This is a genomic window from Atlantibacter sp. MEI4A-1023 (genome assembly GCF_056155425.1).
The window spans coordinates 1363345-1389580 of record NZ_CM149568.1; the positions used below are offsets into that span (position 1 = coordinate 1363345).

General features: G+C 51.9%; 22 protein-coding genes. 12 read left to right on the forward strand and 10 right to left on the reverse strand.

The genetic code is table 11. The annotated features are described in order from the left end of the window. Nucleotide 1 precedes the first annotated feature (1 nt). The 6 genes from ACVV26_RS06605 to ACVV26_RS06630 all read right to left on the reverse strand — a co-directional run bounded on the left by ACVV26_RS06605 (nucleotide 2) and on the right by ACVV26_RS06630 (nucleotide 8867). Nucleotides 2-787, reverse strand: a complete 786-nt coding sequence (locus ACVV26_RS06605) for an IclR family transcriptional regulator (RefSeq protein WP_474800608.1) — start codon at nucleotides 785-787, stop codon at nucleotides 2-4. Between the two features lie 321 nt (nucleotides 788-1108). Further along, a complete protein-coding gene (locus tag ACVV26_RS06610) occupies nucleotides 1109-1804 on the reverse strand; it encodes an RraA family protein (RefSeq protein ID WP_474800610.1) in 696 nt (231 codons plus the stop codon). Between the two features lie 130 nt (nucleotides 1805-1934). Continuing rightward, nucleotides 1935-2855 (reverse strand): hypothetical protein, encoded by a 921-nt coding sequence (locus ACVV26_RS06615; RefSeq protein ID WP_474800612.1) that lies wholly within the window; start codon nucleotides 2853-2855, stop codon nucleotides 1935-1937. A 382-nt stretch (nucleotides 2856-3237) separates the two neighbouring features. Then, nucleotides 3238-4092, reverse strand: a complete 855-nt coding sequence (locus tag ACVV26_RS06620; RefSeq protein WP_474800614.1) for an aldose 1-epimerase — start codon at nucleotides 4090-4092, stop codon at nucleotides 3238-3240. Next, nucleotides 4092-5531 carry a sugar porter family MFS transporter gene (locus ACVV26_RS06625; protein WP_474800616.1) on the reverse strand — a complete coding sequence of 480 codons (1440 nt, stop codon included), beginning with the start codon at nucleotides 5529-5531 and terminating at the stop codon, nucleotides 4092-4094. Before ACVV26_RS06625 ends, ACVV26_RS06620 begins: the two co-directional genes overlap by 1 nt. Before the next feature lie 60 nt (nucleotides 5532-5591). After that, nucleotides 5592-8867 (reverse strand): DUF5107 domain-containing protein, encoded by a 3276-nt coding sequence (locus ACVV26_RS06630; protein WP_474800618.1) that lies wholly within the window; start codon nucleotides 8865-8867, stop codon nucleotides 5592-5594. Between the two features lie 173 nt (nucleotides 8868-9040). Here ACVV26_RS06630 and ACVV26_RS06635 point away from each other — a divergent pair, with 173 nt between their 5' ends. Further along, nucleotides 9041-10180, forward strand: coding sequence for an ROK family protein (locus tag ACVV26_RS06635; RefSeq protein ID WP_474801764.1), 1140 nt, complete (start codon nucleotides 9041-9043; stop codon nucleotides 10178-10180). 104 nt (nucleotides 10181-10284) lie between these two features. Here the strand turns inward: ACVV26_RS06635 and ACVV26_RS06640 are convergent, their stop codons facing one another. Both ACVV26_RS06640 and ACVV26_RS06645 read right to left on the reverse strand, forming a co-directional pair. Next, nucleotides 10285-11598, reverse strand: coding sequence for an MFS transporter (locus ACVV26_RS06640; protein WP_474800620.1), 1314 nt, complete (start codon nucleotides 11596-11598; stop codon nucleotides 10285-10287). A gap of 107 nt (nucleotides 11599-11705) precedes the next feature. Continuing rightward, nucleotides 11706-12902 carry an L-talarate/galactarate dehydratase gene (locus tag ACVV26_RS06645; RefSeq protein ID WP_474800622.1) on the reverse strand — a complete coding sequence of 399 codons (1197 nt, stop codon included), beginning with the start codon at nucleotides 12900-12902 and terminating at the stop codon, nucleotides 11706-11708. A 352-nt stretch (nucleotides 12903-13254) separates the two neighbouring features. On the opposite strand from ACVV26_RS06645, the gene ACVV26_RS06650 reads away from it, so the two are divergent. Continuing rightward, nucleotides 13255-14304 (forward strand): LacI family DNA-binding transcriptional regulator, encoded by a 1050-nt coding sequence (locus ACVV26_RS06650; RefSeq protein WP_474800624.1) that lies wholly within the window; start codon nucleotides 13255-13257, stop codon nucleotides 14302-14304. A gap of 48 nt (nucleotides 14305-14352) precedes the next feature. On the opposite strand, the gene ACVV26_RS06655 is transcribed toward ACVV26_RS06650, so the two are convergent. Together ACVV26_RS06655 and ACVV26_RS06660 are read right to left on the reverse strand one after the other, a co-directional pair. Beyond that, entirely contained in the window at nucleotides 14353-14532 is a 180-nt protein-coding gene (locus ACVV26_RS06655) for a hypothetical protein (protein WP_474800626.1), read from the reverse strand. A gap of 56 nt (nucleotides 14533-14588) precedes the next feature. Further along, a complete protein-coding gene (locus ACVV26_RS06660; protein ID WP_474800628.1) occupies nucleotides 14589-15158 on the reverse strand; it encodes a hypothetical protein in 570 nt (189 codons plus the stop codon). 346 nt (nucleotides 15159-15504) lie between these two features. On the opposite strand from ACVV26_RS06660, the gene gatZ reads away from it, so the two are divergent. The 10 genes from gatZ (at nucleotide 15505) to ACVV26_RS06710 (ending at nucleotide 26211) form a co-directional block, all read left to right on the forward strand. Further along, nucleotides 15505-16770, forward strand: coding sequence for a tagatose-bisphosphate aldolase subunit GatZ (gene gatZ / locus ACVV26_RS06665; RefSeq protein ID WP_474800630.1), 1266 nt, complete (start codon nucleotides 15505-15507; stop codon nucleotides 16768-16770). Between the two features lie 19 nt (nucleotides 16771-16789). Continuing rightward, complete coding sequence (locus ACVV26_RS06670) at nucleotides 16790-17830, forward strand: zinc-binding dehydrogenase (protein ID WP_312980383.1); 1041 nt, start codon at nucleotides 16790-16792, stop codon at nucleotides 17828-17830. A 3-nt stretch (nucleotides 17831-17833) separates the two neighbouring features. Further along, entirely contained in the window at nucleotides 17834-18703 is an 870-nt protein-coding gene (gatY, locus tag ACVV26_RS06675) for a tagatose-bisphosphate aldolase subunit GatY (protein WP_474800632.1), read from the forward strand. Between the two features lie 37 nt (nucleotides 18704-18740). Continuing rightward, the gene (gene fucU, locus ACVV26_RS06680; protein ID WP_474800634.1) at nucleotides 18741-19166 is read left to right on the forward strand and encodes an L-fucose mutarotase; all 426 of its coding nucleotides are present in this window, start codon (nucleotides 18741-18743) and stop codon (nucleotides 19164-19166) included. 31 nt (nucleotides 19167-19197) lie between these two features. Next, nucleotides 19198-20721: a sugar ABC transporter ATP-binding protein gene (locus tag ACVV26_RS06685; RefSeq protein ID WP_474800636.1), complete on the forward strand. Its 1524-nt coding sequence runs from the start codon at nucleotides 19198-19200 to the stop codon at nucleotides 20719-20721. Further along, nucleotides 20722-21771 carry an ABC transporter permease gene (locus ACVV26_RS06690; RefSeq protein ID WP_474800638.1) on the forward strand — a complete coding sequence of 350 codons (1050 nt, stop codon included), beginning with the start codon at nucleotides 20722-20724 and terminating at the stop codon, nucleotides 21769-21771. Between the two features lie 41 nt (nucleotides 21772-21812). Next, on the forward strand, nucleotides 21813-22769 hold the full coding sequence (locus ACVV26_RS06695) for an ABC transporter substrate-binding protein (protein WP_474800640.1): 957 nt from the start codon (nucleotides 21813-21815) through the stop codon (nucleotides 22767-22769). A 76-nt stretch (nucleotides 22770-22845) separates the two neighbouring features. Further along, entirely contained in the window at nucleotides 22846-23865 is a 1020-nt protein-coding gene (locus ACVV26_RS06700; RefSeq protein ID WP_474800642.1) for an aldo/keto reductase, read from the forward strand. Nucleotides 23866-23901: 36 nt separating this feature from the next. After that, nucleotides 23902-25389 carry a xylulokinase gene (gene xylB / locus ACVV26_RS06705; RefSeq protein WP_474800644.1) on the forward strand — a complete coding sequence of 496 codons (1488 nt, stop codon included), beginning with the start codon at nucleotides 23902-23904 and terminating at the stop codon, nucleotides 25387-25389. Nucleotides 25390-25413: 24 nt separating this feature from the next. Next, nucleotides 25414-26211, forward strand: a complete 798-nt coding sequence (locus tag ACVV26_RS06710) for a DeoR/GlpR family DNA-binding transcription regulator (protein ID WP_474800646.1) — start codon at nucleotides 25414-25416, stop codon at nucleotides 26209-26211. Nucleotides 26212-26236: the final 25 nt, after the last annotated feature.

A 26236-nucleotide genomic window follows, 5' to 3' on the forward strand; every position in this document is an offset into this window, starting at 1 on the left:
GTTATTCAGGCCTGAGCGCTTGCGCTTCAGGCCTGAATACTAACCGGCACAGCTCCTCACTCAGGTTATGGGCCAGCGTTTCCAGCGCCCGTTTCACTTCCTGAAAATTGCCCGGTATCCGTTCGAAATAGGGACAGGTAATCACCGCTTTGGCAAAACCATCAATCCCCTTTATCGGATAAGAAATAGAGGTCAATCCCACGATGTGATCGTGCGCGATTTGCGCATATCCCTGCAACGCGATCTCAGCGAGCTGTTCCGTTAGTACGCCACGTAACGTGTGGTCGAGCCTGTAGTTACGCATCAGTGACCACGCGTCATGATCGTTCGCCATGGCAAGAAAAAGCAGCGATGAGCTGGACTTAACCGTATTCAACACTGACCCTTCGCGCGCGCTGATTGACTGTGTGAAATCGGGATGGGCATGCGCGCAGATACGAATCGCGTTGTCATGGCAGGCTGCAAGATGGCAAGGCTGATTGGTTCGCCAGCTAAACTCTCTCATTTGCTCGATGCAAAACGGCGACGTCGCCAGCTCACGGATCCAGTGAGGGCTGTTACGCAACAGGAGTTTATCCGTCAGGTGGTAATAGCGCTGTGCATCCTGAGAAAGATACCCTTCATCTTCCAGACAGACGACGATACGGAAAAGTTGACTGAATGATGACTCCAGTTCGATAACTAACTGTCCCATGCTTTTGGGCGTACCGCAGTTAGCCAGGTGCATGAGCACCTGAAGTCCCCGACTTAATGCCGGAGCGCGGTACGCGGCGGTGCGATTAGACATTCTGCCTCCCAGATAATATTTAGATGAGTAAAGTGTGCCGACGACAGGCGGAGTGCTTATCGTTTAATAGGGTGTGACCATTTCAAAAAAATAATTAATAAAATCTGCCAGGGTTGTAAATTACCGCTAATTTCACTTAATTCGGGCTTCCAACACTTCTTTAATGGATAATATTGATGCTTTATCAACCGAAGTGAGGTCTGGCATTAAAATGGCTTCACATGAAATAATATTGAAACCGGGTGACGCATAAACTGGCTTCGTTTACGTACGATATTTTTCATTTGAAACCCCACTAATAACGTTAACGATCGGGATGACTTATATAATTCCGAATTTGTTGTAGGCTTCAACTGTCGTCATACCTTCCTTAAGTGCGGCTAATATCCTGTCTTCCCCTTCAGCTTTTTCGAATGCGCCGTGGAAGGCATCATCCACGGCCTGGGCGGGGATGACTAATACGCCATCCCGATCGCCATAGATGACATCGCCGGGTGCCACTCGTACGCCATCAAGCTCAATGGGCACGCGCCAGTCAACCACCTTACCGCGCGGGCCCTGGTCCTGGGCGTAACTGCCAAAAGACGCGACGGGAAAGTTAAGCCGCAAGATTTCATTGGTATCGCGATGGTAACCATGAATAACCGCCCCCGCAGCGCCGCACTGAAGCGCGCGCATCGTCATTAAGCCACCCCACTGGGCATAACGCAGCGACCCACCGGCACAAATAAATATTTCATTTTCCTTAAGATCGTCTAATGCATGAAACAGTAAACCAAACGGCTTTTCGCTTATTTCATTATGACCCGTTGCCTGCTGTTGAAAAAAATCGGCTTCCAGTACCGGCATAGCGCGACCAATAATCACCATGTTGGGATCAATAGGTTTAAGTTGCGGATTCAAAAATTGATGTTGCAAACCCATCGTATCCATAACATCGCCAACTAATGCGACAAAGAGTTTTTCTTTTACCAGTGAAAAAAGCATATTGTCGTCTGACCAGTATTGACTCATCATTAACTCCTCTGCTTATGCCGGATGAGATTCGAATTTTATTTATGAACTTGACCCTTCCTTAAGTAAGTCAAGCCCGGCTTCTGAATTAGCCTTCAGTACGGTTGGTTAGCAATGTAGATGTATGCGCTAATCACGCGTTAAACGTTACAACCATAAAATCACTTTCGTTGGTTTTAAGGTTATATTCTTCGGTATTTTCGAATGCACATTGTTTGGCCTTTTGATTTGGCACCGGGTAGGTAGCAGATAAATGTTTAATGTTTGCGCTATCAAGCCACTGACTATCCTTTACTGCAAGGGTACGGGTATTATTCCATTTTGATCGGAGCAACAATGTATAAGCCTTATCACCATAAACCCGACACCCGTAATAAAGTCCTGATGATTTTTGCGAATTCGCCATGAGGGCACGTGCGTGACGTTTATTCTTTCGCCGATTAATTGCAAAAGTTTTGCCGCCAGCATAATCAAAATCTTCGGATAAGTATTTGCCCCGATGCTTCAAATCCCTCAGTAACGGAATATTCCGATTCTGGTAACGTAATGCCTTAAGCGAGCTTGAGGCTTTGGCTATTAACGAGTCTACTGTGAGAGTGGATAAGCATCTCTGAACATACGAGGGCTGCGGGTTGCCGGGCATAGTGTTTGTGAGGCAAGCGTGGCATGTATTTGAAATAATACCCGTACGGAAATAATTGTTAAATTCCCCTGTCATGGCAACTGAGCGCATGTTTATCGCGCCTCTGAGGTATCCGGGCGATGGGGTATTCCACTTTTTTAGAAGAGCTAATCCGTTAAGTAGATTGTTCCTGATAGTTTGTTGATGTCCTGGGCCGGATACATTATGTAAAATTCCTGGATTGGGTGTCGTTAACACTGCGCGCAAGTATACGTTGCCAAATGACCACTTTATGCAGAAATAATAAATGTGAGTATGCAAAGAATGATCTGACTCATCATTCGGTAATTCCTGATTTTGCGGGCGAGTCCTTGCGATAGAAACTGAATTCTCTTTGCGTTCAAACCATTTTAGGCTGCGAAGTTGTTTCATCGATAGGCCTTAAACAAGATCAAGCAGGGGTCTGGTTAATATAATATTAAATATCGCCCACTGATCAACGGATCGGCCTGAGCAGTTTTTTAATCCATTAGGGGTAAACAAAGATATATATGCCGGTTTTAACAAAAAAAGCTTTTACCGGTAAAAAAGGAAAGCACTTATATAAATGTTAAAGATTAATGTTATTTGTTATCAATGTGTTGTATTCATTATACAAATAAACTTTTTTCATAGGTGAAACTTTTTTCTTAATGAATTTGTTCTTATTTTGATAAGTGCGTCACAAAATTTTAGGGGTGAAAATAAGGGGGAAGGGAAAGTTTTCAGAAAATGCCCTGACCCTTTTCATTATTCTGAAAGGGTCAGGGAAAGGTCACAAATGTTGCAGCGCCTCAATGTGAAGGGTAAATGCTAAATGCTCTCCCGCCATTAATAACCGCAATCCCGGCTGCCCTGGCTGATGATGGGCGTTTACCGGATGCGTCTGGGGCTCCAGGCAAATAAATTCACTTTGCGGCGTCTGATAAACCATCAGCCACGGAGTATCACTACGAAGAATAATTGCACTTTCATCGTTGATGAGCCGGGCAACGCCATTCCAGCCGGAATATCCATTGTTAATCCATTGCGCGCCAGGCCTGGACGGCGCCATAAAATCCAGCGCAGCGGGTATGACAGAGGCCCATTCAAGCGGTAAATGCCGCTCATCTTCAGGCCAGTATCCGCTGGCGGAAAATTGCAGCTGCGTTTGCGGCGTTTTGGCAAAGAAAGGATGAAACCCCGCCCCATAAAGCATTGGCGTAGCGCCGCAGTGAGTAATCACTAATTGTGCGATAAACCGGGTCTCTGCAAGGGTATAAGTGATTTGTGCATGATAGTCGAAGCCGCATGTCTCCTTCGCACGCAGTTGTAGGGTGATGGCGTGCGCTTTGGTGTCACAGACTTCCCACTGTGTTAACCAACCATTGCCATGTAAAAATCCGTCCCGATCGCCCGGCCTGGCGGGCAAATTAACCGTTGTACCGCGTTGAGCAAAACGGTTTCCCGCCACCCGGTTTGCCAGCGGTAACATCGGAAATAGCGAGCTTTCGCCAGGATGAAAGGGCCTCTCGCCCTGCCAGGGTCGGAGTATTGGTTGCTGAGTGGTGGTTTCCAGCGCCAGTAGCGCCGCGCCTTGCGGGGTAACCCGCATCTGAAGATGCGGGTTTTGTAGCGTGAAGATATCCATTACTGGCTTACGCGATGCGCGGTGGAGGCATGCAGCGGATCGCCGCCCGCCATGTGTTTTTCCAGCGCTTCCAGCGTGACGCCTTTGGTTTCTGGCACTTTACGCAGGACGAAAATATAACCTGCCGCGCAAATCACGCCATAGAGCATAAAGCTACCCGCCGCGCCCAGCCCGGCGTTCAGCAGCGGGAAGGTGTAGGTGAGAATAAAACAGGCCACCCACAGCGCCAGCGTACCGACCGACATGGCCAGGCCGCGCACCCGGTTGGGGAAGATTTCCGACAGCAGCACCCAGGTGACCGGCGCGAGAGTCAGCGCGTAAATGGCGATAGCGGCAAGCACCAGTACCAGCACCGGCCAGCCGAGAATGCCCAGGCCGTAGGCGGCGGCGATCAGCGCATAAATCACTGTCAGGCCCGCCGCGCCAATCAGCATCAGCTTACGGCGGCCCAATTTATCGACCAACGGCAGCGCGATGAGGGTGAACACCAGGTTGATTAAGCCCGTGGCGACAATCGATTTCAGCGTGCTGTTAATATCGAAACCGGCGGAGGCGAAAATTTCCTGGGCGTAGTTAAAGATGACGTTAATGCCGCACCACTGCTGGAACACCGCCAGCACCATGCCGATGATGATAATCGGCTTCACTTTTGGCTCCAGCAGGGCGGAATAACTCACTTTCTGGGCGCTGGCATCAGCGCTCAGGGTCTGCTTAATGTCCGCGAGAGTCGTATCGGCATAGTGTTGCGAACCGATTTTCAGCAGCGTTTTACGGGCGCGTTCGGTTTTCCCGGCATAGGCCAGCCAGCGCGGAGATTCCGGCACAAAGAACATCATCACCAGGAACAGGAACGAGGGTACCCCGCAGGCGGCGAACATCCAGCGCCAGCCCATCTGACCGTTCCAGCTCTGCTGGATTTCCATCAGCGTGGCGTTAGCGGCCACCGGTTGGGCAATCGCCAGGTTAATCAGCTGCGCGGCCAGCACGCCAATCACAATGGTGAGCTGGTTAATAGCCACGAACTTGCCGCGTTTTTCCGCCGGGCTGACTTCGGCGATATACATCGGGCTTACTGCCGCTGCCAGGCCAATCCCAATACCGCCCACAATACGGAACACCACGAACAGATCGAAGTGAGTGGCGACTGCCGTGCCCCACGCCGAAAGCGTAAACAGGATTGCCGCAATGATCAGCGGGATTTTGCGCCCCAGCCTGTCGGCGCACCAGCCGGAGATAAACGCGCCGAAAATGCAGCCTACCAGCGCGGAGCTCATCGCCCAGCCAGACACCGCCGGATCGGTAATATTGAAATAGGCCTCATAAAAGGGTTTCGCCCCGCCAATCACCACCCAGTCGTAACCAAATAACAGGCCACCGCAGGCGGCGACCAGGCAAATCATCCATATGTAGCCCATACGGAGTTGTTGAGTGTTATGCATGATGTTCCTCTCCCGTTGAGAGAAGTTGTTATGGGTAGGGGGATTGCTCCCCCCGTTTAGTTAACCAAGGATCGGACTCTTGCTCAGGGCCAGCAGCAGATGCGCTTTATCGTGAGCCGGGTTGAGCGTGAGTAGGGTGTCGATGCGCTCGCTAAAGGCGTGGCGCTCGCCCAGCCCCAGATAGCCCAGCGCTTCGACAAACAGGCAGTGCTGGCGCTGGCGCTGCTGCGGGTCGCTGTCCAGCACCACCAGATCCGGCAGGGAGACTGCGAAGAAATCGCTTTCCACCGGGTCGTTCTGGTGCTGCTGCCCCCAGGCGATAAACTGGCGGAAGCGGGCGTCGGCCTGCTGGTGCTCACCGAGGCGCTTCAGCGCCATGGCCTGCCAGAACTGGTAATCCACCGGCTGATCGTTGTAGTAGCGTCCGGCATCGAGGCCCGCGTCTCCCTGGGTGGCCTGCCGCCAGGCTGCATCGGCGTGCTGGGTTTCCTGTTGCTGTTCGGCGCACCAGCCCAGCAGATACCAGATGTCGTTATCGGTTTGCCCGGCCAGGCGGCCTTCGCCGAGATTAAGCGGGTAGTGCAGCGCTTCTTTCAGCAGGGTTTGCGCGCGGCGGTAATCGCCGTGCTGGATCGCCTCTAATGCCCGGCGCTGCTGGTTAATCAGATACTGGCCGGTGACTTTTCCTTCGCCGCCTTCCCAGGGGTGGAACGTGCGTTCTGCCAGCACCGCATGAGCCTCGGCGTTTTTGCCGTGGATATGCCACAGGCTGAGCAATTCGGCGGTAAGATCGTCACGCATCAGTACCACAGATTGGTGTTTTTCCAGCAGGGACAGGCGCTGCGCGCCAGGGCGGCCCAGTTGTTTATGCAGGTAATCCAGCTCGAACAGCAGGCGCGGGTTTTCCGGCTCCAGTTCTGCCGCTTTGCGCAGCGAGGCTTCCGCCTGCGCGGCGTCGTGTTGTTTGTTCCAGGCCCAGATCCCCAGCAGGCGATGAACGGCGGCGAAGTCAGGTAGTTGCTGGCGGGTGAACTCCCAGCAGGCCACCGCTTCCGGATACAGCTTTTTGCTGTAACAGAAACAGCCCAGCAGATATTGCGCGAAGCCGTCTTCCGGTAGCTGGCGCAGCATTTCTACTTCCTCTACCAGGTTCGGGAAGCGTACTTTGATGGAAAAATTGGCTTTGGCCTGATCCAGCCAGTGCTGGCGCTGTGCGGCGTCTTCTGCCAGCGTCGCACGCCACAGCAGCGGCAGCGTCTCCAGGTTATCCAGCAATGCCAGCAGCTCGCGGGCCTCAGCTTTCATGCCCAGATTCACCAGCCATCCCGCCAGCACCGAAGCGTTAACGCCGCGCTGGTTGGTCACGTCACGCAGTTGAGTAAGCGCTTGCTCACTTTTCGAAATGGCATAGCGGGCGTAGTGCAGCGCGTAGCTCAGCGGGTAGTCGGTAAGCTGCTGCTCAGCGTAAGTTAATGCCGCGTCGCGCTGACCGTTTTGCGCCATCAGCAGGGCATTCAGCGCCATTGCCAGGTTGTTGCTGGCGTTGAACCGCAGGCTTTGCTGGCAGAACGCCAGCGCTTTGGCGCTATCGCCACGGCGCAGGGCCAGACGGGCCAGGTCATAGAATGCCGCGTCCCGGCAGTTGCCGCTCCAGCTGGCTTTGAAATAGTGATCGTAAGCCGCATCAAGCTGGCCCTGTTTCTCCAGCGCCGCGCCCAGCAGTTGGCTGGCCTGGCCGCATTGCGGGTTTTTATTCAGGCGGTGCGCACGTTTTAGCGCCGCTTCGGCATATGCCTGCGCCTGCGGCCACCTGGCGCGGTTAAACTCCAGCGTTGCCAGCGCCACATTGCAGCGGTAATCGTTCGGGTCGAGTTCCAGCGCGCGCAGATAATAATCGAAGGCGGAACGGCTGGCGTGCAGGTATTGCTCCAGATGCTGGCCGATGAAATAGAGTTCATCGCCGTTGGTGATGTCCGCAGGCAGTGCCGGGGCGGAGGCGGGATCGGGCAGCGGCGTTTCTTCGGCGATATGCTCAAGATAACCCAGCATCGGCTGGCCGCTGGCGTCACGAAGAAGTAAAGTCAGACGGTCCGGGAAGCTATCGGCAAGGGTTTCCTGCCAGGCCTGAGCCGGGGTTAACGTCAGCGGCTGCTGCCAGACAACTTCCCCATTTTGTGACAGTTCCAGCGTCACGTCGGCCAGCGGCGCGATGGCGTAGACGCCGAGATGCAGTTGCCCGCTGTGGCGCTCAAGCTTGATCGCCGCGTCGGTGTTGGCGTTCTGCAACGTACCGAGATGGCTATACGGCAGGAAGTTCTGCACAAAGACTTTTTCTTCGAACGGCGCAATCCACGTAAAGTCCGGCTGGTTGTCGGTGAAGACCCCAGTCATCAGCTCAATATACGGGCCGTTTTCATCGGTCAGGTTACGATCCCAGGCCTGGCCGAAATCGCCATAGCCCCAGCTCCACTGTTTTTTGCCCGGCGATACGTGGTGGTCCGCTACGTGTAGCAGCCCGCCGTTTTCCCCGTGGTGCCAGGCACCGACAAAATCGTAATCCGATTTATCCGCCATATAGGAGGTGGGTACCGGGATGTTTTTGTAGCGCGAGATATCCACGCCCGCCGAGTAGTCCACTTTGTAATAGGTACCATGAGCAATCGGGAACGAGGAGACGTCGCGTTTGCCGTGGTCGAATACCGCGGTGACGTCCGGCGGGAAGACGCTCTGGTGATCGTCGCCGCCTTTCACGGCCGGGTTGGCCCACCACAGGAAGTGGCGCGGCGTGGCGTTGGGGTTAAAGACTTTGCCGGTGATTTCAATCAGCGCTTTGTGTGGATAGAGCGTAAAACCGGTCATCACCTGCAAGCCGCGCTTCGGCTCAACTTCACCCAGCCAGACGGTTTGCGAGCCGTCGTCATTATCTTTAATCGTCACATCCACCGGCATAAACGTGGTGGGGCGATGGTGTTGCGGCCAGTTAAATTCAATCCCGCCGGAGATCCACGGGCCAACCAGACCGACCAGCGCGGGCTTAACCACGTCGTTGTAGTAAACGAAGTCGCGCTGCATCACTTTGTCCCACGCCCGGTGGATGCGCCCGCCCAGCTCAGGCAGCAGCATGACTTTGATAAAGTCGTTTTCCAGCCAGACTGCCTGATAGATTTTGTCTTCGCGCTCACCGGTGAGCGTATCAATCACGCCATACGGATAGACCGCGCCGGATGACCCCTGGTAAACGCGTTTTTCGAGAAACATTGGGTTCGGATCTTCCTGACCCGTGGTCCATGTCGGTAAGGAAATGCTCTCTCGCCAGACCTTCACGTTGCCGTACATGTGCATCTCTCCAGTAAAAAAATGACAGTGAAATAAGGTATGCTGTCATTCTGGACAACAAATTCGTGGCGGTAACACGCAGTGGTCACGGAATACAGTTAACGGAGTTTAGTGAAGTGACGATCGTTGGACTGAATAATCAGCGGGTGCGGCAGTACAATAAAAAGGCGTTAATGACGCTGATTTGGCAGGAAAAAGTGGTCAGCAAATCGCAGTTGGCGCGCCAGACCGATCTGTCGATTCCTGCCGTGAGCAATATTCTCGACGAGCTGGTAGAGGAGGGGCATCTGGCTCATTCACAGCACACGTTGAGTAAACGCGGATTAAGCAGCGGCAGCTTCCAGATCCCGTTAACCGGGCCGTTAACCCTGTGCCTGAACGTGACGCCGACCACCATCGAAAGCCAACTGGTGGATCAGCAACTGTCGCCGCTAGGCGAATACGCAAAAACCCACGTTGATGCGCCACACCCGGAAGCGCTGCTCGCGGCGGTGCTGAGGATTTGCCATCAATACACCAAAACCTGGAGCGGCAATACGTTCCGTCTTGCCATCGCCATCCACGGGCAGGTGGACCCGGTCACCGGCGTGTCGCAAACCATGCCGCAGGCCCCGTGGAAAGCACCGGTGGAAATCAAATATCTACTGGAAGAAAAGCTCAAATGGCCGGTGCTGGTGGATAACGACTGCGTGATGCTGGCGCTGGCGGAAAAGTGGCAGAACCCCAGCCGCCAGCAGGATTTTTGCGTGATTAACGTCGACTACGGAATTGGATCGTCGTTTGTGATTAACCGGCAGATTTATCGCGGCAGCCTGTACGGCAGCGGCCAGATTGGCCACACCATCGTCGACCCGGACGGCATGGCCTGTACCTGCGGGCGCTACGGCTGCCTGGAGACGGTGGCATCCCTGACGGCGTTAAAAAAACAGGCGCGGGTGTGGTTTAAAAGCCAGCCGGGGATGGGCGATCAGGATATCGACAAGCTCACTACGGCACACTTGCTGACCCTGTGGCGGCAGCACGATCCGATGGTGGCACAGTGGGTGGAAAACGGCGCGACCACGATTGGCCTGAGCCTGTATAACTTCCTCAATATCCTGAATATTAACCAGATCTGGTTTTACGGGCGCTGCTGCGAGTTTGGCGAGCGCTGGCTGGCGGCCATTACCCGGCAAATAAGCACAAACCCGTTCGATCCGGCGGACCCAACGCGCGTCAACGCCACGCGAGTCGCCTTTGGGCAGTTAAGCCGGGCGCAGCAGATTATGGGGATTGGCTATTTGTATGTGGAGAAGGCGCTGGAGAATTTTTAGACAAAACGGTTTCATTAGGCGTTATTGTTGCAGACAGTGTTGAAAAAACGTGCTGGCGGCAGTGAGTGCGGGCCGTCCAGCACGTGTGCTATTTAAAACACCAATTACGCAGCCGCCAGTGGCTGCAATTTAATGCGATCCAGCGGACCGACAATAAATACGTAAGAAAACAGGCCAATCAGCCCCATCGAGCCGACGTACAAAATGGCGTAATCAAAAGAGTGGGTGGTGGTCAGGATGTAGCCGATCACTAGCGGAGTGATGATGCTCGCCAGGTTGCCGCACATATTGAATACGCCGCCCGCCACGCCCAGCACTTCTTTTGGCGAGGTGTCGCTCAGCACACACCAGCCCAGGTTGCCGAAGCCTTTGGCAAAGAACGCAATGCTCATCGCCGCCACCACTATCACCTCCGACTGGGTGTAGTTAGCGCTCACAATCACGCAAGAGAGCAACATGCCGCAAATGATCGGTACTTTACGGGCGTAAGTCAGGCTGTGGCCTTTACGCAGCAAATAGTCCGAGAACATCCCGCCGATTAAACCGCCCGCGAACCCGGCAATTGCCGGTATGGAGGCGATTAAGCCCACCTTAAGGATCGACATCCCTTTGGCCTGGTACAGATAGGTCGGGAACCAGGTGAGGAAGAACCAGGTGATGGACGTGACGCAGAACTGGCCGATATATACGCCGATCATCATGCGATTCACGCAGACCTGTTTTAATTGCGTCAGCGAGATTTTTTGTTTCTTCTCCTGCTTGCCTAATTCCGGCTCGCCGCCGCCTTGCTTAATATAATTGAGTTCCTGCTGATTAATTTTCTTGTGCTTAAACGGGTCCTGAACAAAACTCAGCCAGAATATGCCAAGAATAATGCCGATGCCGCCGATATAATAAAACACATAATGCCAGCTTAAATTATGCAAAATAATGGTCATTAACGGCGTAACGATGCCTAAAGAAATATACTGCGCCGCCTGGTAAACCGAAGTAACAAATCCGCGTTCTTTATTCGGGAACCACTGCACGCTTAACCGGCTGTTGGCCGGGAAAGCAGGCGCCTCAATCGCGCCCATCAGTAAACGCAGCGTGACCAGCGCCATCAGCGGGGCGGCAAACAGGTAAATTGTACCCTGTAACATGGTCACCAGCGACCAGCCAATCAGCGCCACGCCATAGACCAGCCGGGAGCCGTAGCGGTCCAGCAGCCAGCCGCCGGGGATTTGCATAATCACATAGGAAATACCGAATGAGGAAAACGCCAGCCCCATCATTTCCGGATCGAACGCTAATTCTTTACTCATAAACGGGGCCACTACGGATAACGTGGCGCGGTCGGCATAATTAAATACGGTGGCTAAAAATAAAAAAACTAAAATCGTATAGCGAACATGGGTTTTGGCCTTGAAATTATCCATGGAAGATAACTCCTGCGTAGGGTTATTAATCGTGAACGAGAGAGGGTATTTATTCCAGGTGGCAAATGCCCGGTCTGACGCCGTTATTATTTATCCACCCGGAAAAATTAAGGTTGCTTACCGAATTCGCATTCCAGCACCGTCCATTTACGGGCCTGCTCGCTAATAGAGAAGCCCAGACCATGACGGTCGGAAACGTGCATCCGGCCATCGCGCAGTTCGAGCTGTTCGTTGAACATCGGGTTCAACCATTCGAAATGCTCCAGCCACGGCTCGATAGGGTAGGCCGCCGCCAGGTGAAGGTGCACTTCCATAGCGAAATGCGGTGCCAGCTTGCGACCGTGTTTGGCGGCCAGATCCATAATTTTCAAAAACGGCGAGATGCCGCCGACGCGCGGCGCGTCCGGCTGGACGAAGTCGCTGGCGTTGCCGAGGATCAACTGTTCATGCTCGCGGAAACTGGTGAGCATTTCACCGGTGGCGACAGGAGTATCCAGCGCGGCAGTCAGCGCGGCGTGGCCTTCCACGTCGTAGGCGTCCAGCGGCTCTTCAATCCAGATCAGGTTGAAATCTTCCATTTTGCGGCCCATGCGGATAGCGGTTTCACGGTCCCACTGCTGGTTTGCGTCCACCATCAGCGGGAAAGCGTCGCCCAACTCTTTACGCACGGCGGTTAAGCGGCGGATATCTTCCTGCGTATTCGGCTGGCCCACTTTCAGTTTGATGCCGCCAATGCCGCTTTCACGGGAGATCGCCACATTCTTCAGCACCTGATCCAGCGGAGTATGCAGGAAGCCGCCGGAGGTGTTGTAGCACTGCACGGAATCGCGGTGCGAACCGAGTAGTTTCGCCAGCGGCAGCCCGGCGCGTTTGGCTTTCAAATCCCACAATGCGATATCGATCGGGGAGATCGCCTGCACCGCCATGCCGCTGCGGCCCACGGACGCGCCCGCCCACAGCAGTTTGGTGTAGATCTTGTCGATATCGTTTGGATCTTCGCCCAGCAGATTATCGGCGATCTCTTTGGCGTGCGCATAAATCCCCTGGCCGCCTGCGCGTTTTGAGTAGCTGAAACCGACGCCTTCGAAGCCGTCGCGGGTGCGGATTTCGGCAAAGATAATCGCCACTTCGGTTAACGGCTTTTGACGGCCAGTCAGCACTTTTGCGTCGCTCACCGGCGTAGCCAGCGGCAGGAAAGAGAGGGAAATTTTTACCCACGCAATGCGGTCGCCGGTCTCGGTGGCAGTTTTCGCATTTGTCACTTTGGCGTAGGTCACGGCCTGGGAGTTAGCGCTATCGATCATAAGAGTCTCCATTAACGCGGTGGTTTAAAATGTTTGCGCTAACATTTGTATGACTGAGCCCATGTTAGCGCTATCTTTTGTGGGTTAAAATGCGATTTAGATCGCAATTAGCCGCTTAACGGATCGTTTTTTGTGAGGTTTATCGAGAATTTTAACCATCAATAACGTAGAGATTTTTATCAAATGATTGCGCAATCATTTTGGACGAAAGGCCGTCGATGAAATTTCTGGCGGTAGGAGTGATAAGGTTAAGCGTGAAAGACGAGCATAATCAGCGAGTTCAAGCGCCCGGTATGGCCGGAATCCTTTCTGGATACAGGACGATAATTGGCCGATAATGACCGGCGCTTTCATGCTCCATCAGAGGACGGTTGTTGAATTGAAAAGTGAACGAAACGCCAGAAATACGGCTTCGCGCGCACCGACGCTCGAAGATGTCGCCCGCGCCTCAGGTCTGTCTCCCATGACGGTAAGCCGTGCGTTGAATACGCCAAACATCGTTCGCCCAGCCACCGTAGAGAAAGTTATGGAAGCGGTGAAAGTAACCGGTTATATCCCTAATCTGTTAGCTGGCAGCCTGGCTTCACGGCGTAGCAAACTGATTGCCGTAGTGGTGCCGCAAATCAATAACAATATGTTTGTCGATACCGTTCAGTCGTTAAGCGATGAGCTGGCGGTGCGGGGTTATCACATGCTGCTGTGCGTGGCGGGGTACAGCCATGAAAGCGAAACCGAACTTGTTTCGACGCTGCTCTCCCGCCGCCCTGACGGTATTGTGCTAACCGGTATTCATCACAATAACGAACTCAAAAAAGCCATCATCAACACCGGTCTGCCAGTGGTGGAGATCTGGGATTTAACCCCCACGCCGATTGATATGCTGGTGGGGTTCTCCCACGAAAAAATCGGCAACGCGATGGGGGAATACTTGCTTAACAAAGGCCACCGCCGGTTTGGTTTTATCTGGACCGATGATAAACGTGCCATGCTGCGTAAAAAGGGTGTGCTGGATGTGCTTAACCGCCACGGCGATTGCCAGTGGCAGGATGCGTTTGTGCCGCTGCCCGCCACCATGGCGCTGGGGCGCAGCGGGCTTGCCGAACTGTTGGAAAACCATCAGACGTTTGACGCGATTATTTGCAGCTCGGACACCCTGGCGCAGGGGGCTATTTTCGAAGCCCAGACTCACCAGCTACGCGTTCCGCAGGATCTTGCCGTGATGGGCTTCGGCGATCTGGATTTCGCCGCCTGCAATATTCCGGCAATTACTACCGTCAATGTCGACCGCTGGAAAATCGGTAAAGATGCCGCCACGCTGCTGGCTGACAAGATTGAAGGGCTACCGGTTGAGGAAGGGATTGTGGATATTGGCTTTACGCTAATGGAAAGGGAATCGGCATAGCAAAAAGCTCCCGATGGGAGCCTTTTTCATATCCTTGAAAAGAAAAAATTAATCGTGCTGTGAGTTTTTCGGGTCTTTCTTGCGTCCAATAAGATCCATGTCTTTCTCCTCAAGGCAGAGCTGAGCAAGTTTATCGCCATCAATGGTTGCCCAAAAATCGGAGACTCGTTTTATCGCAGCTTGCAAAGACTCGGCATCAATTTTTATTTTAGTAGTGGGTTCGTTCATATGTTTCCCCTGAAAGAAATAATTCATGACACAGAATTCTAGATCCGGGCTGTACATTAAACAATCAGTGCTGTGTGTGCTAATTTGACTCTGAGGCATTGAAGGACATCAGCCACGTCAGCAGAAATTTTATCGTGGTCATGCCATACCTGTGCGAAGCTATAAGCCGTATAGCGTGGCCGGACTTCTGTAGTCGGGTCCTGAATGTACATCTCTTCCAGCCCGATAATTTCGCAAAAAAACGTTGAGTAAATCAGCGCAATTTTAAGAATCTTGCCTGACAACGCTGGCTCCTGGCGCTGAACAAAATTCTCCAGCATACAAAGAGAAAATAGCAGGCGGCGGCTATCATATTTGCAAAGAATTACCGCATGTAGTATGTCCTGGTCCGCATGATGGTTAACTTTAACGGATAAACCAAGAATGCTATCGACAAAATTACTTCTGTATCTCTCCATCGCCCATTTCCAGTTAAGAACACTGTTTGCTACTCCAGCGGCAAGTTGCTGCTTTTGTTTATTATGCAGAGGTGTTACGGACAGGTTTTTCCAGCCAAGACGCTGAATAACCTGATTAGCCATACTGATACAGAGTTCATGGATTTCTGTAATTGATAATTCATCCATTCGGGGCATCCCTGGTTGGCTATTTAGCCTGACCCAACGTATTTCTATGAGGCCTGTAGGTTAATAACCCTTAGCGCAAATCCCAACCGCTGCGGCTTGCATTTTTCAATGCTGGAATCCTTCTCGTAAAAACCTGCCAACGCGTCTTTCACTCCTGACTTACGCTGTTCCTGCACTTTAACCGAAACAAATCGAAACCCAAGCTGGGGTGAAACTTTTCACTTTCGTTTTCTTTTTTCGCTTTGACCGTTTTTGTGATGCTTATCGCAAACAAAGGAAAGTAAAACGGTAATGATAGAAACCAGAGAGTCATTCAATTTCAAATTTGCAACATAAAGGAAATCAAATGAAAGATATCATACATAAACACAAATCAGGGTTACCTGTTGGTATCTGTTCAGTCTGTTCTGCCCATCCTCTGGTGATTGAAGCGGCGCTGCTTTTCGACCTGAACAGCGAGCGCAAAGTGCTGATTGAAGCGACGTCAAATCAGGTGAATCAGTTTGGCGGCTATACCGGTATGAAACCGGAGCAGTTCCGCGATTTTGTGCTGGCCATTGCCGATAAAGTGGGTTTCCCGCACGCGCGGCTGATCCTCGGCGGCGACCATCTCGGCCCCAACTGCTGGCAAGGCGAAGAGGCAGAAAGCGCGTTACTGAAATCGGAAGTGTTGATCGAGCAGTACGTCCGTGCCGGTTTTACCAAAATTCATATTGATACCTCCATGTCCTGCGCGGATGACCCGGTTCCGTTATTGCCGGTCACGGTAGCCCAGCGCGCGGCGCGTCTGTGCCAGGTGGCGGAGCGCGTGGCGACTGACGAGCAAAAACAGCACATCACCTATGTGGTTGGCACCGAAGTGCCGGTTCCGGGCGGTGAAAAAGAGGCGATCCAGTCGGTGCATATCACCACGCCGCAAGCAGCGATGGAAACCATCCAGACCCATTATGATGCTTTCGCCAAACTGGATTTGCATGATGCGATTGAACGTATCATCGCCATTGTGGTTCAACCGGGCGTAGAGTTTGACCACTCCTCCATTGTTCATTACCAGCCGGAACTGGCGCGTGATTTAACGAAAGCGATCGAAAGCACCAGCCTGGTGTATGAAGCCCACTCAACCGATTACCAGACGGCAGAGGCTTATAAAGCCCTGGTACGCGATCACTTTGCGATTTTGAAAGTCGGCCCGGCGTTAACTTTCGCTTTGCGTGAGGCTATGTTCGCGCTGGCGATGATTGAAAACACCCTGGTGGCACCCGGCGAGCGCAGCGAGCTGGTCTCGGTGATCGACAATGTCATGCAGGATGAGCCGGGCTACTGGAAAAATTACTACAGCGCCCTGCATTCGAAAGCGATGATTGACCTGCACTTCAGCCTGTCTGACCGTCTGCGTTACTACTGGCCGCATCCGACCATCAATAAAGCCGTGAACAAGATGTTCGCTAACCTGGAAAACGCCACGCTGCCGCTGGGTGTCATTAGCCAGTATTTCCCGGAGCAGTTCCAGCGTATTAACGCAAAGCAAATCCCGCTGACGCCGAAAAACCTGGTGCTGTTCCGTATTCAGGATGTCCTGCGCCTGTATGCCTATGGTTGTGACCCGGAATAAGGACATCATCATGACGACCATGAAAGAAATTGTTATCCCGGAAAATAACCAACTGGAAATACGTGAAACCGATATTCCCGAATACGGCGAATATGACGTGCTGGTCAAAGTGATCTATTCCGGGCTGTGCGGTTCTGATATTCCGCGTATTTTCCACCACGGCGCGCATTTTTATCCGGTGCGCTTAGGCCACGAATTTTCCGCACGTGTTGTGGCCACGGGCAGTAAGGTCAGCTCGGTCAAAGAGGGTGACAACGTGTGTTGCGTACCGCTGATCCCCAATTTTTCAGCGCCGGAATGCCAGCGCGGGTTTTACTCATTAGGCAAAGGGTATTCGTTTGTCGGCTCTCGCCTGCCCGGCGGCAATGCGCAATACGTCACCATGCCGGAGAGCAGCTGCTTTTTATTGCCAGAAGGCGTGACGCCGCTGCAGGGCGCATTTTTCGAACCCGTTACCGTGGGTGTGCATCCGATATTAATGGCGGGCGGTTGCCAGGATAAAAATGTGATCGTGCTGGGTGTCGGCACCATCGGTTTGCTGGCGATGCAGAGCGCCAAAGCGCTGGGCGCAAAATCCGTCACGGCAGTGGACATAAATAACGAGCGCTTAGATCTGGCGAAGCAGCTCGGCGCGGATCACGTCATCAACGTGGCGGAAGAGAATGCGCTGGAGAAAGCCGCCTTCCTGGCTGACATAAATTTCGATCAGCTGATCCTGGAAACCGCCGGTACGCCGCAGACCTTTAAGCTGGCATTGAAAATTGCCGGACCACGGGCGCAGGTGGCATTAATCGGTACGCTGCATAAAGACCTGTCGATGACCTATACCGAGTATGAACAAATTCTACGCAAAGAATTATTGGTATTCGGCAGCTGGATGAATTATTCCGCTCCGTTCCCCGGAGACGAATGGCGTTTAACCATTGACATGTTCCGTAACGGGCAAATTCAAATCGACCCGCTTATCAACTGCATCGTTAATGAAAATGAGTATATCGAGCAGGTGATGGCATTACAGGGCGGCCCGGCAAACGGCAAAATTTTACTGCACTGGGAGTAACCGATGAATCATATTATTAACAGCAGTTATTTACTTAATCATGCACGTAAATTTGGCTATGCCGTACCGGCGTTTAATATTCATAACCTGGAAACTATTCAGGTGGTATTAACCATTGCCAAAGAGCTGGAATCACCGGTTATTCTTGCCGGGACGCCGGGCACCTACAGCTATGCGGGTGTACAGCAAATTATCGCCATCGTTGAATCTATGGCGGCGGAGAATAATCAGCAGGTAGTTGTGCATCTCGATCATCATCATGATTTTGACGATATTCATGGCAAAATCCGCGCCGGTATTCGCTCGGCGATGATCGACGGCAGCGCCATGCCGCTGAAAGAAAATATCGCCATTACGCGCAAAGTCACCGAGTTATGTCATTACTACGGTTGCAGCGTGGAAGCAGAAATTGGCCAGCTCGTCGGCCAGGAAGATGATTTGATTATCGACGACGTGGCCGATCCTTATACCAACCCGGAAGATGCACGCTTGCTGGTTGAACAAACGAATATTGACTCGCTGGCGGTGGCGATTGGTTCCGCGCACGGGCTTTATAAATCCACACCAAAACTGGATTTTGAGCGGCTCCAGAAAATCGCCAAATTAGTGGATATTCCGCTGGTGCTGCATGGCGCATCCGGTATTCCCGATAGCGATGTGAAAAAATGTATTGAATTGGGGATAAGTAAGGTCAATGTGGCAACCGATCTTAAATTAGCCTTCGCTGAAACTTTAAAAACCTTTTTCCTTGAAAAGCCGGGTTCAACCGATCCGCGAGAATATAACCAGTTGGCGAAAGCGGCAATGGCCGATGTGGTACGCCATAAAATTATGACCTGCGGTAGCGCCGGGCGTATTTACTCTTTCGAATAAAAACATATTTACGATTTTTATTAATACTGGAGCAATCATGCTTAAAAATATTGATCCCCGTCTCTCTCCTGAATTGCTATATACGCTATATTGCATGGGTCATGGCGACGAAATTGTTTTGAGTGATGCGCATTTCCCGGCCCATTCGGTGAATGAAAATGTTATTCGCGCTGATGGTAATCAGGTGGAACAATTACTTAAGGCAATGATGCCGCTTTTTGAACTGGACAGTTACGTTACTGATGCTGTCGTAATGATGTCCGCAAGCGCGGGTGATGAATTACCGCCAGGGTTAATTGATGATTATAAATCGGTGTTGCCGGAAAAGCAGGAAATTACCTTTATCGACCGCTTTGCCTTTTATGATAGAGCGAAAAAAGCCAGTTGCGTGGTGATCACCTCTTCAACACGGAAATATGGAAACATTCTTCTGAAGAAAGGCGTTACGCCGGTGGAATGTTAAGTCTCTTATTCTCTTTTTTCTGGAGTTTTTCATGAAGCAAGCCATATTGCAAATGAGAAATATATCCAAATCATTTGCCGGTGTTCACGCACTTAAAAATGTGAATTTCCAGCTGCGTAAAGGGGAAGTTCACGCCTTAATGGGTGAAAACGGTGCGGGCAAATCGACATTAATGAAAGTGTTGATTGGCGTACATGCCGCAGATGAAGGAACAATTTATTATAAAGATCAAGAAATCTCGTTTGATTCCGTGCTGGAAGCGCAGAAAAGCGGGATCAGTATGATCTTCCAGGAACTTAACTTAGTTCCCCATCTCAGCGTGGCGGAAAATATTTTCCTGGCGCGCGAGCCGTTAAAAAACGGGCTGGTTGATTTTGCTTTAATGGAAGAGAAATCCGCTAAGCTGTTGGAAATGTTTGACATTGATGTTTCGCCAAAAGATATCGTTAACACCCTGTCGGTGGCGAAACAGCAGATGGTGGAGATCGCCAAAGCGCTATCGTTTGATGTCGAAGTATTAATTATGGATGAACCGACATCGGCATTAACCAAAAAAGAAATTGATAAACTCTTCCAGCTGATTGAGAAATTAAAAAGCCGCGATGTGTGCATCGTTTATATTTCTCACCGCATGGAAGAATTAAAGCGTATTTGCGATCATATTACTATTTTCCGTGATGGTGCTTTTATTTCCGACCATGTTTTTGCCGACATTACTATGGACGAGATTATCACCAAAATGGTCGGGCGTTCGCTGGATAACCATTTCCCGACGCGCAAATCCCAGGCGGAAGACAAAGTGATATTGTCGATTCAAAATGCCAGCCGTTTTGGCGTATTTGAAGGTATCGACTTTGATTTAATGAAAGGGGAAATTCTCGGTATTACCGGTTTGGTTGGTGCAAAACGAACCGAACTGGCGCGAGCAATATTTGGCGCAGAAACGCTGGACGATGGACAAATTATTTCTTTTGATAAGAAAATTACCATCACGAACCCGAATGACGCCATTAAAGCCGGCATCGCCTATTTATCCGAAGACCGTAAATTAAATGGTCTGGCGGTCGACATGTCGGTAAAAAGCAATGTCATGATGGCGGCGCTGGATAAAGTGTGCAGTAAGTGGGGCGTGATATCCGGCATCAAAGAAAAAGTGGCATGCGATCTCTACATAAAAAAATTAAGCATTAAAACACCGCACATTGAGCAGATAGTTAAAAACCTCAGCGGCGGCAACCAGCAGAAAGTGGTTATTGCCAAATGGTTATTCCGTGACGCCAGGATCATGATTTTTGATGAGCCAACCCGGGGGATCGACGTCGGCGCGAAATATGCCATTTATGAATTACTGGATGAACTGGCGGACCAGGGGATCGGCGTGATTATGATCTCATCGGAACTGCCGGAAATATTAGGAATGACCGATCGCGTAGTAATCATGAAAGAAGGCCAGATGACGGCGGTATTAAAAACCAAAGAAACCAGCCAGGAGGAGATCATGCAGTACGCGACAGGAGTGAAGAATATGTACGTCACCGAACAGGAGTTAGCTTAAATGAACGATAAAAGAAAACTTTTATTGCAGAAGTTGACTGCGTTGGGCGGTTTACTGCTACTGATTATTATCTTTTCCTTCACCAGCGACAGCTTCTTCTCCGTCAATAACATTATGACGGTTGGCCTGCAGACCTCGACCATTGCCTTTATCGGTATTGGGGTAACCTGCGTGATTTTGACCGGCGGTATTGACCTGAGTATCGGTTCTATTGTGGCGCTCTCGGGCGTGGCGGCGGGTTTAGCGGTGAACGCCGGGATGCCGGTTAGCCTGGGTCTGCTTCTCGGCGTACTCACCGGCAGTGCGTGCGGCCTGGTCAACGGTATTCTGGTCACGACGTTCCGTCTGCCGCCGTTTATTGCCACCCTCGGCACCATGATGATCCTACGTGGCCTGGCGCTGTATGTGACCGATGCCGCCCCGGTCTCTGGTATGCCCGATTCATTCGGCGATTTAGGTAACGGCTCGCTGTTCCGCATCGTTGAGGAAGGGGACAATGGCTTACCGCAGGTGATTTTCCCCGGTATTCCTTACCCGGTAATTTTAATGATTGTTGCGGCGGTGCTGTTTACCTTCGCATTAACCAAAATGCGCATGGGCCGTTATTTGTACGCTATCGGCTCTAATGAAGAAGCGGCGCGTTTGTCCGGGATTAAAACCAATCAGGTCAAATTAGTGGCTTACATCATCAGCGGTACCTTTGCCGGGCTGTGCGGGGTGGTTATCGCCTCTCGCCTGGTCACCGCGCAGCCGAACGGCGGGATGATGTATGAACTGGATGCGATTGCCAGTGCGGTCGTGGGCGGTACCTCATTAATGGGCGGCGTCGGCACCATTCCGGGCACCTTAATCGGCTCCTTTATTATCGGCGTGTTGCGTAATGGCCTGAATATGAACGGCGTATCGTTCTTTGTTCAGCAAATCATTATCGGCAGCGTGATCCTGTTGGCGGTGGCCTATGACCAAATCCGTCAGCGTCCGGCTACAAAAAAATCCGTAAAGCAAAAAGTCAGTAATAAAAAGCCACAGGTTAATCCTTCGGTGAAATGACATTAACTGTTGTACCCCTACACATAATAAGGAACACGTTCATGAAGAAATTAGCAACATTTGCAATGCTGGGTTTGGCTGCGGCAATTTCGATGAGCACATCGGCTGCTTTCGCCAAATCAAACGAGATTGCGGTTATCGTTAAAACGGCTAACTCTAACTTTTGGCAAAACGTGAATAAAGGCGCTACGGACGCGGGAAGCGAATTTAAAGATAAATATAAAGTGACCTTCCAGGGCCCGGAAGCAGAAACCCAGGTCGCCGAACAGGTAAATATGGTGGATAACGCCATTAACCGTGGCGTATCCGGTATTGTTCTTGCGCCGTCCGATCCCGATGCGTTAATCCCGGCGGTGAAAAAAGCCTGGGAAAACGGCATTCCGGTCGTGCTGATTGACTCTTCACTCGGCGAAAAGGGCGCGAAATATTATCAGTCCTTCTTGTCTACCGATAACCGTAAAGCAGGCGCGCTGGCTGCACAGAAATTAATTGAAGCCAACGGCCAGGAAGGCAAGGTCAGCGTCATGTCATTTACGCCAGGCGCGGGTAGCGCTATTGAACGTGTCGGCGGCTTTACCGACGTGATTAAGGCTGATTCAAAAATAAATATGATTGGCCCATTCTATTCGCAGGCGGATATGGCGACGGCGCTGAACCAGACCATCGACGCGCTCTCTTCGAATAAAGATATTACCGCGCTGTTCGGTGCGAATGAGCCGACCGCTGTCGGTATGGCACGCGCCATTAAACAACTGGGCTACAGCGGCAAAGTTGTGGCCGTGGGTTTTGACGGTAACGCCGCGCTTCAGCATTTCGTCCGTGACGGAACCCTGAACGGTATTATTGTTCAATCTTCTTATCAGATGGGTAAAAAAGGCGTTGAGACTATCGACCAAATTCTGAACCAGCAGAAAGTCGACAAACTTATCGATACCGGTGTGGTGTATATCGATAAAAACAATATCGATTCCCCGGAAGCACAGGCCGTTCTGTATTAATTCACCCCACTCATCGGGTTGCTTCGGCAGCCCGATGAGCAGGAATAGCGATAACTTCTTCATAGAGCCGTGAGAAATGAGCAAATTATCAAACTTAGTCGCACCCTCGCAGGATGCCATTCCGTATAAAACGTTAGCGAATGGCTATAAGATCCCCGGTATTGGCATGGGGACCTTTGGTTCCGACCGCTTCACCGCAGAGCAAGTTGCCGATGGCGTATTTCACGCCGCCGAAGCCGGTTTCCGTTTTTTTGACTGCGCATCGGTTTACGGCAATGAAAGTATGATTGGTGAGGTATTTGCCAGGATCATGCAAAGCGGTGTCAGCCGTTCTGAGTTGTTTATCGACTCCAAAGTCTGGAACGACCAACACGACGACGTCATTGCGTCATGCAAGAAGTCGCTGGAAGATCTTAAGCTCGATTATCTCGACCTGTATTTAGTGCACTGGCCGTTTTCCAACTATCACGCGCCAGGCTGCACCGTAGATTCCCGTAGCCCGGACGCCACCCCGTATTCTCACGAGCGCTTTATGAAAACCTGGGCGCAAATGGAGCAACTGGTCGAAATGGGGTTGGTCAGAAGCATTGGCACTTCCAACATGACTATCCCAAAAATGGAGCTGCTGCTGCGCGATTGCAAGATCCGCCCGGTGGCCAACGAAATGGAAATCCACCCGCATTTCCAGCAGCAGGAACTGTATGATTTCCTGGTCGCCAATGAGATCCAGCCGATCGGTTTCTGCCCGATTGGTTCGCCGATGCGTCCCGATCGCGACCGCACCGAAGACGATACCTGTGATATCGAGGATCCGGTCATTGTTGAGATTGCTAACCGTCTTGGCGTGCACCCCGCGATCGTCTGCATCAAATGGGCGGTGCAGCGTGGGCATATTCCAATCCCGTTCTCGGTTCATAAAGATCAGATCTACGGCAACATTACCTGTATTACCGAAGATCCGTTAACCGATGAAGAGATGGCCGCTATTGCCAGCATCGATCGTAATAACCGTCTGATTAAGGGCCAGGTATTCCTGTGGGAACACGCCAAAGGCTGGGAAGACCTGTGGGATCTTGACGGCGTCATTACCCAATAAGCAGCGCAAATCTGACTCTTCACCGGGGAATTTATCATGTATCTGGGCATCGATTGTGGGACGCAGGGCACCAAGGTTTTACTGTGGGACGCTGAAACCGAGCGGGTGGTGGCGTCCAGTTATCACACCTGCGAACTCATCAGCGATCGCCCTGGGCAAAAAGAACAGCATCCCGCCGCCTGGCGGGATGCGATAACACAAGGCATTCAGGCGGTCATCGCGAAAGCGGAGATTGCGCCTGAACACATTGCGGCGATTGGCGTATCCGGTCAGCAACATGGTTTAGTGCTGCTGGACGAACAGGATGCGCTTATCCGCCCGGCAAAGTTATGGTGTGATACCGAAACGGTGCCGGAACTCAATGCATTTTTAACGCGGTTTCACGCCGCAATGGGGGGGCCGGTGTCTCAGTTCACCGGCATCCACATTCCCGTGGCGTTTACGCTCGCCAAATTACTGTGGGTGAAAGAGCATGAGCCTGAAGCGTATCAGCGCATCGCAAAACTCTTTCTTCCTCATGAATATGTTAACTACTGGCTGACCGGCCAGTACTGTGCGGAATACGGTGATGCGTCGGGCACCGGCTGGTTCGATACCTTTAACCGCCGCTGGTGTCACGCGGTGGTAGATGCCATCGATCCGCAACTGATGCCCAAACTGCCGCCGCTGATTGAGGCGCATCAGCCCGCCGGTTATCTTTGTGCCTCCAGCGCCGCGCAGCTGGGCCTGCCGGAAGGCATTCCGGTTTCCAGCGGCGGCGGCGACAATATGATGTCCGCCATCGGCACCGGTAATATTGAACCGGGCATCCTGACCATGAGCCTGGGCACATCGGGCACCTTGTTTACCCATGCCGCGCAGCAAATTGACACCCAGCCGCACCCGGATATCAATGCGTTCTGTTCTTCCTCCGGTGGCTGGCTGCCGTTAGTCAGCACCATGAATGTCACCAACGCCATCAATGCCTTTCGCGAGGTGATGGATATTCCGCTGACGGAATTTGAACGTTATCTGGATAACAGCGAGCCGGGGGCAGGGGGGCTGACATGCTATCCGTGGCTGAATGGCGCGCGTTTGCCGAATCGCCCGGATGCCACCGCCAGCGTTACCGGCATTACCAGCCGCAATTTTAATAAAGCCAATCTATTACGCAGTGTGGTGGAAGGCGTGACCTTTAAGCTGTGTAAAGGCATCGAGATTTTCCAGAAAAGCGGATTGCACTTCGACCAGCTACGGGTGATTGGCGGCGGAGCGAATAGCCGGGCCTGGTGCCAGTTGATTGCCGATATCAGCGGTATAGCGGTGATACGCCCGACGGTGAGCGACGCCGGCGCCTTAGGCGCGGCATTGCAGGCGCAATGGTGTCACGCAAATCTCACTCATTCGCACGAATTTATTCCACTTTACGACGTATTACCCGCATCACTGTGCGATGTTGGGCGCGACGGTATACTGCCGCGTCCGCAGCAGCGGGAAATTTATCAGTCCATTTATGCTCGCTATCATGAAAATATGCCTCAATAAAAACCCCGCGAGGACGCGAAAACTATGCATCTGGTGGAACGAAGGAATCAAATCCTGGCCGCGCTGACGGAAAAGGGCAGCGTCCAGGTAGCGCATCTGGCGAATAAGTTTGGTATTTCTGAAGTGACTATCCGCAATGATTTACGCGAGCTGGAAACTCAGGGGCTGCTTATTCGCTTTCACGGCGGGGCGACTAATCAAATAAATAACTGGACGCTGACGGGAAAGCCCAATGGCAATACCGATAGCCATAACGAAATTACGCTGGAAGACCGCGCCATGCTTTCCGCCGATGCCAAAACCCGCATCGCCAATGCGGCGGCGCGCCTGGTTTCAACCGGCAACAGCGTGATTATCGACAGCGGCAGCACCACGTTAAAAATCGCCCAGCAGTTAGCAGATGCGTCAGATCTCATCGTCGTCACCAATAATCTTCCCGCCGCCGAAGTGCTGTCGATTAATCAGCACATCACTCTGGTGCTGTGCGGGGGAACGTTCCGCCATAAAACCCGCTCTTTTCACGGTATGCATGCTGAATCGGTATTAAAGGGCATCGTGGCGGATTATCTGTTTATTGGCGCAGACGGAATTGATATCGATAAAGGCATCACCACGTTTAACGAAGGTTATGCCATCAGTAAAGTGATGGCGCGGGCAGCAAAAAAAGTGGTGGCGGTACTCGACTCGACCAAATTTGGCCGCATTGGCTTTAATCCGGTATTGCCGATTAGCGATATTGACGTGTTAATTACCGATGACGGTATTAGCCGCGAAACGGTTATGCTGCTGGAAAACAGAAATATTGATGTGATTATTGTTTAACGCCGTGGCGTTATACGCCACCAAT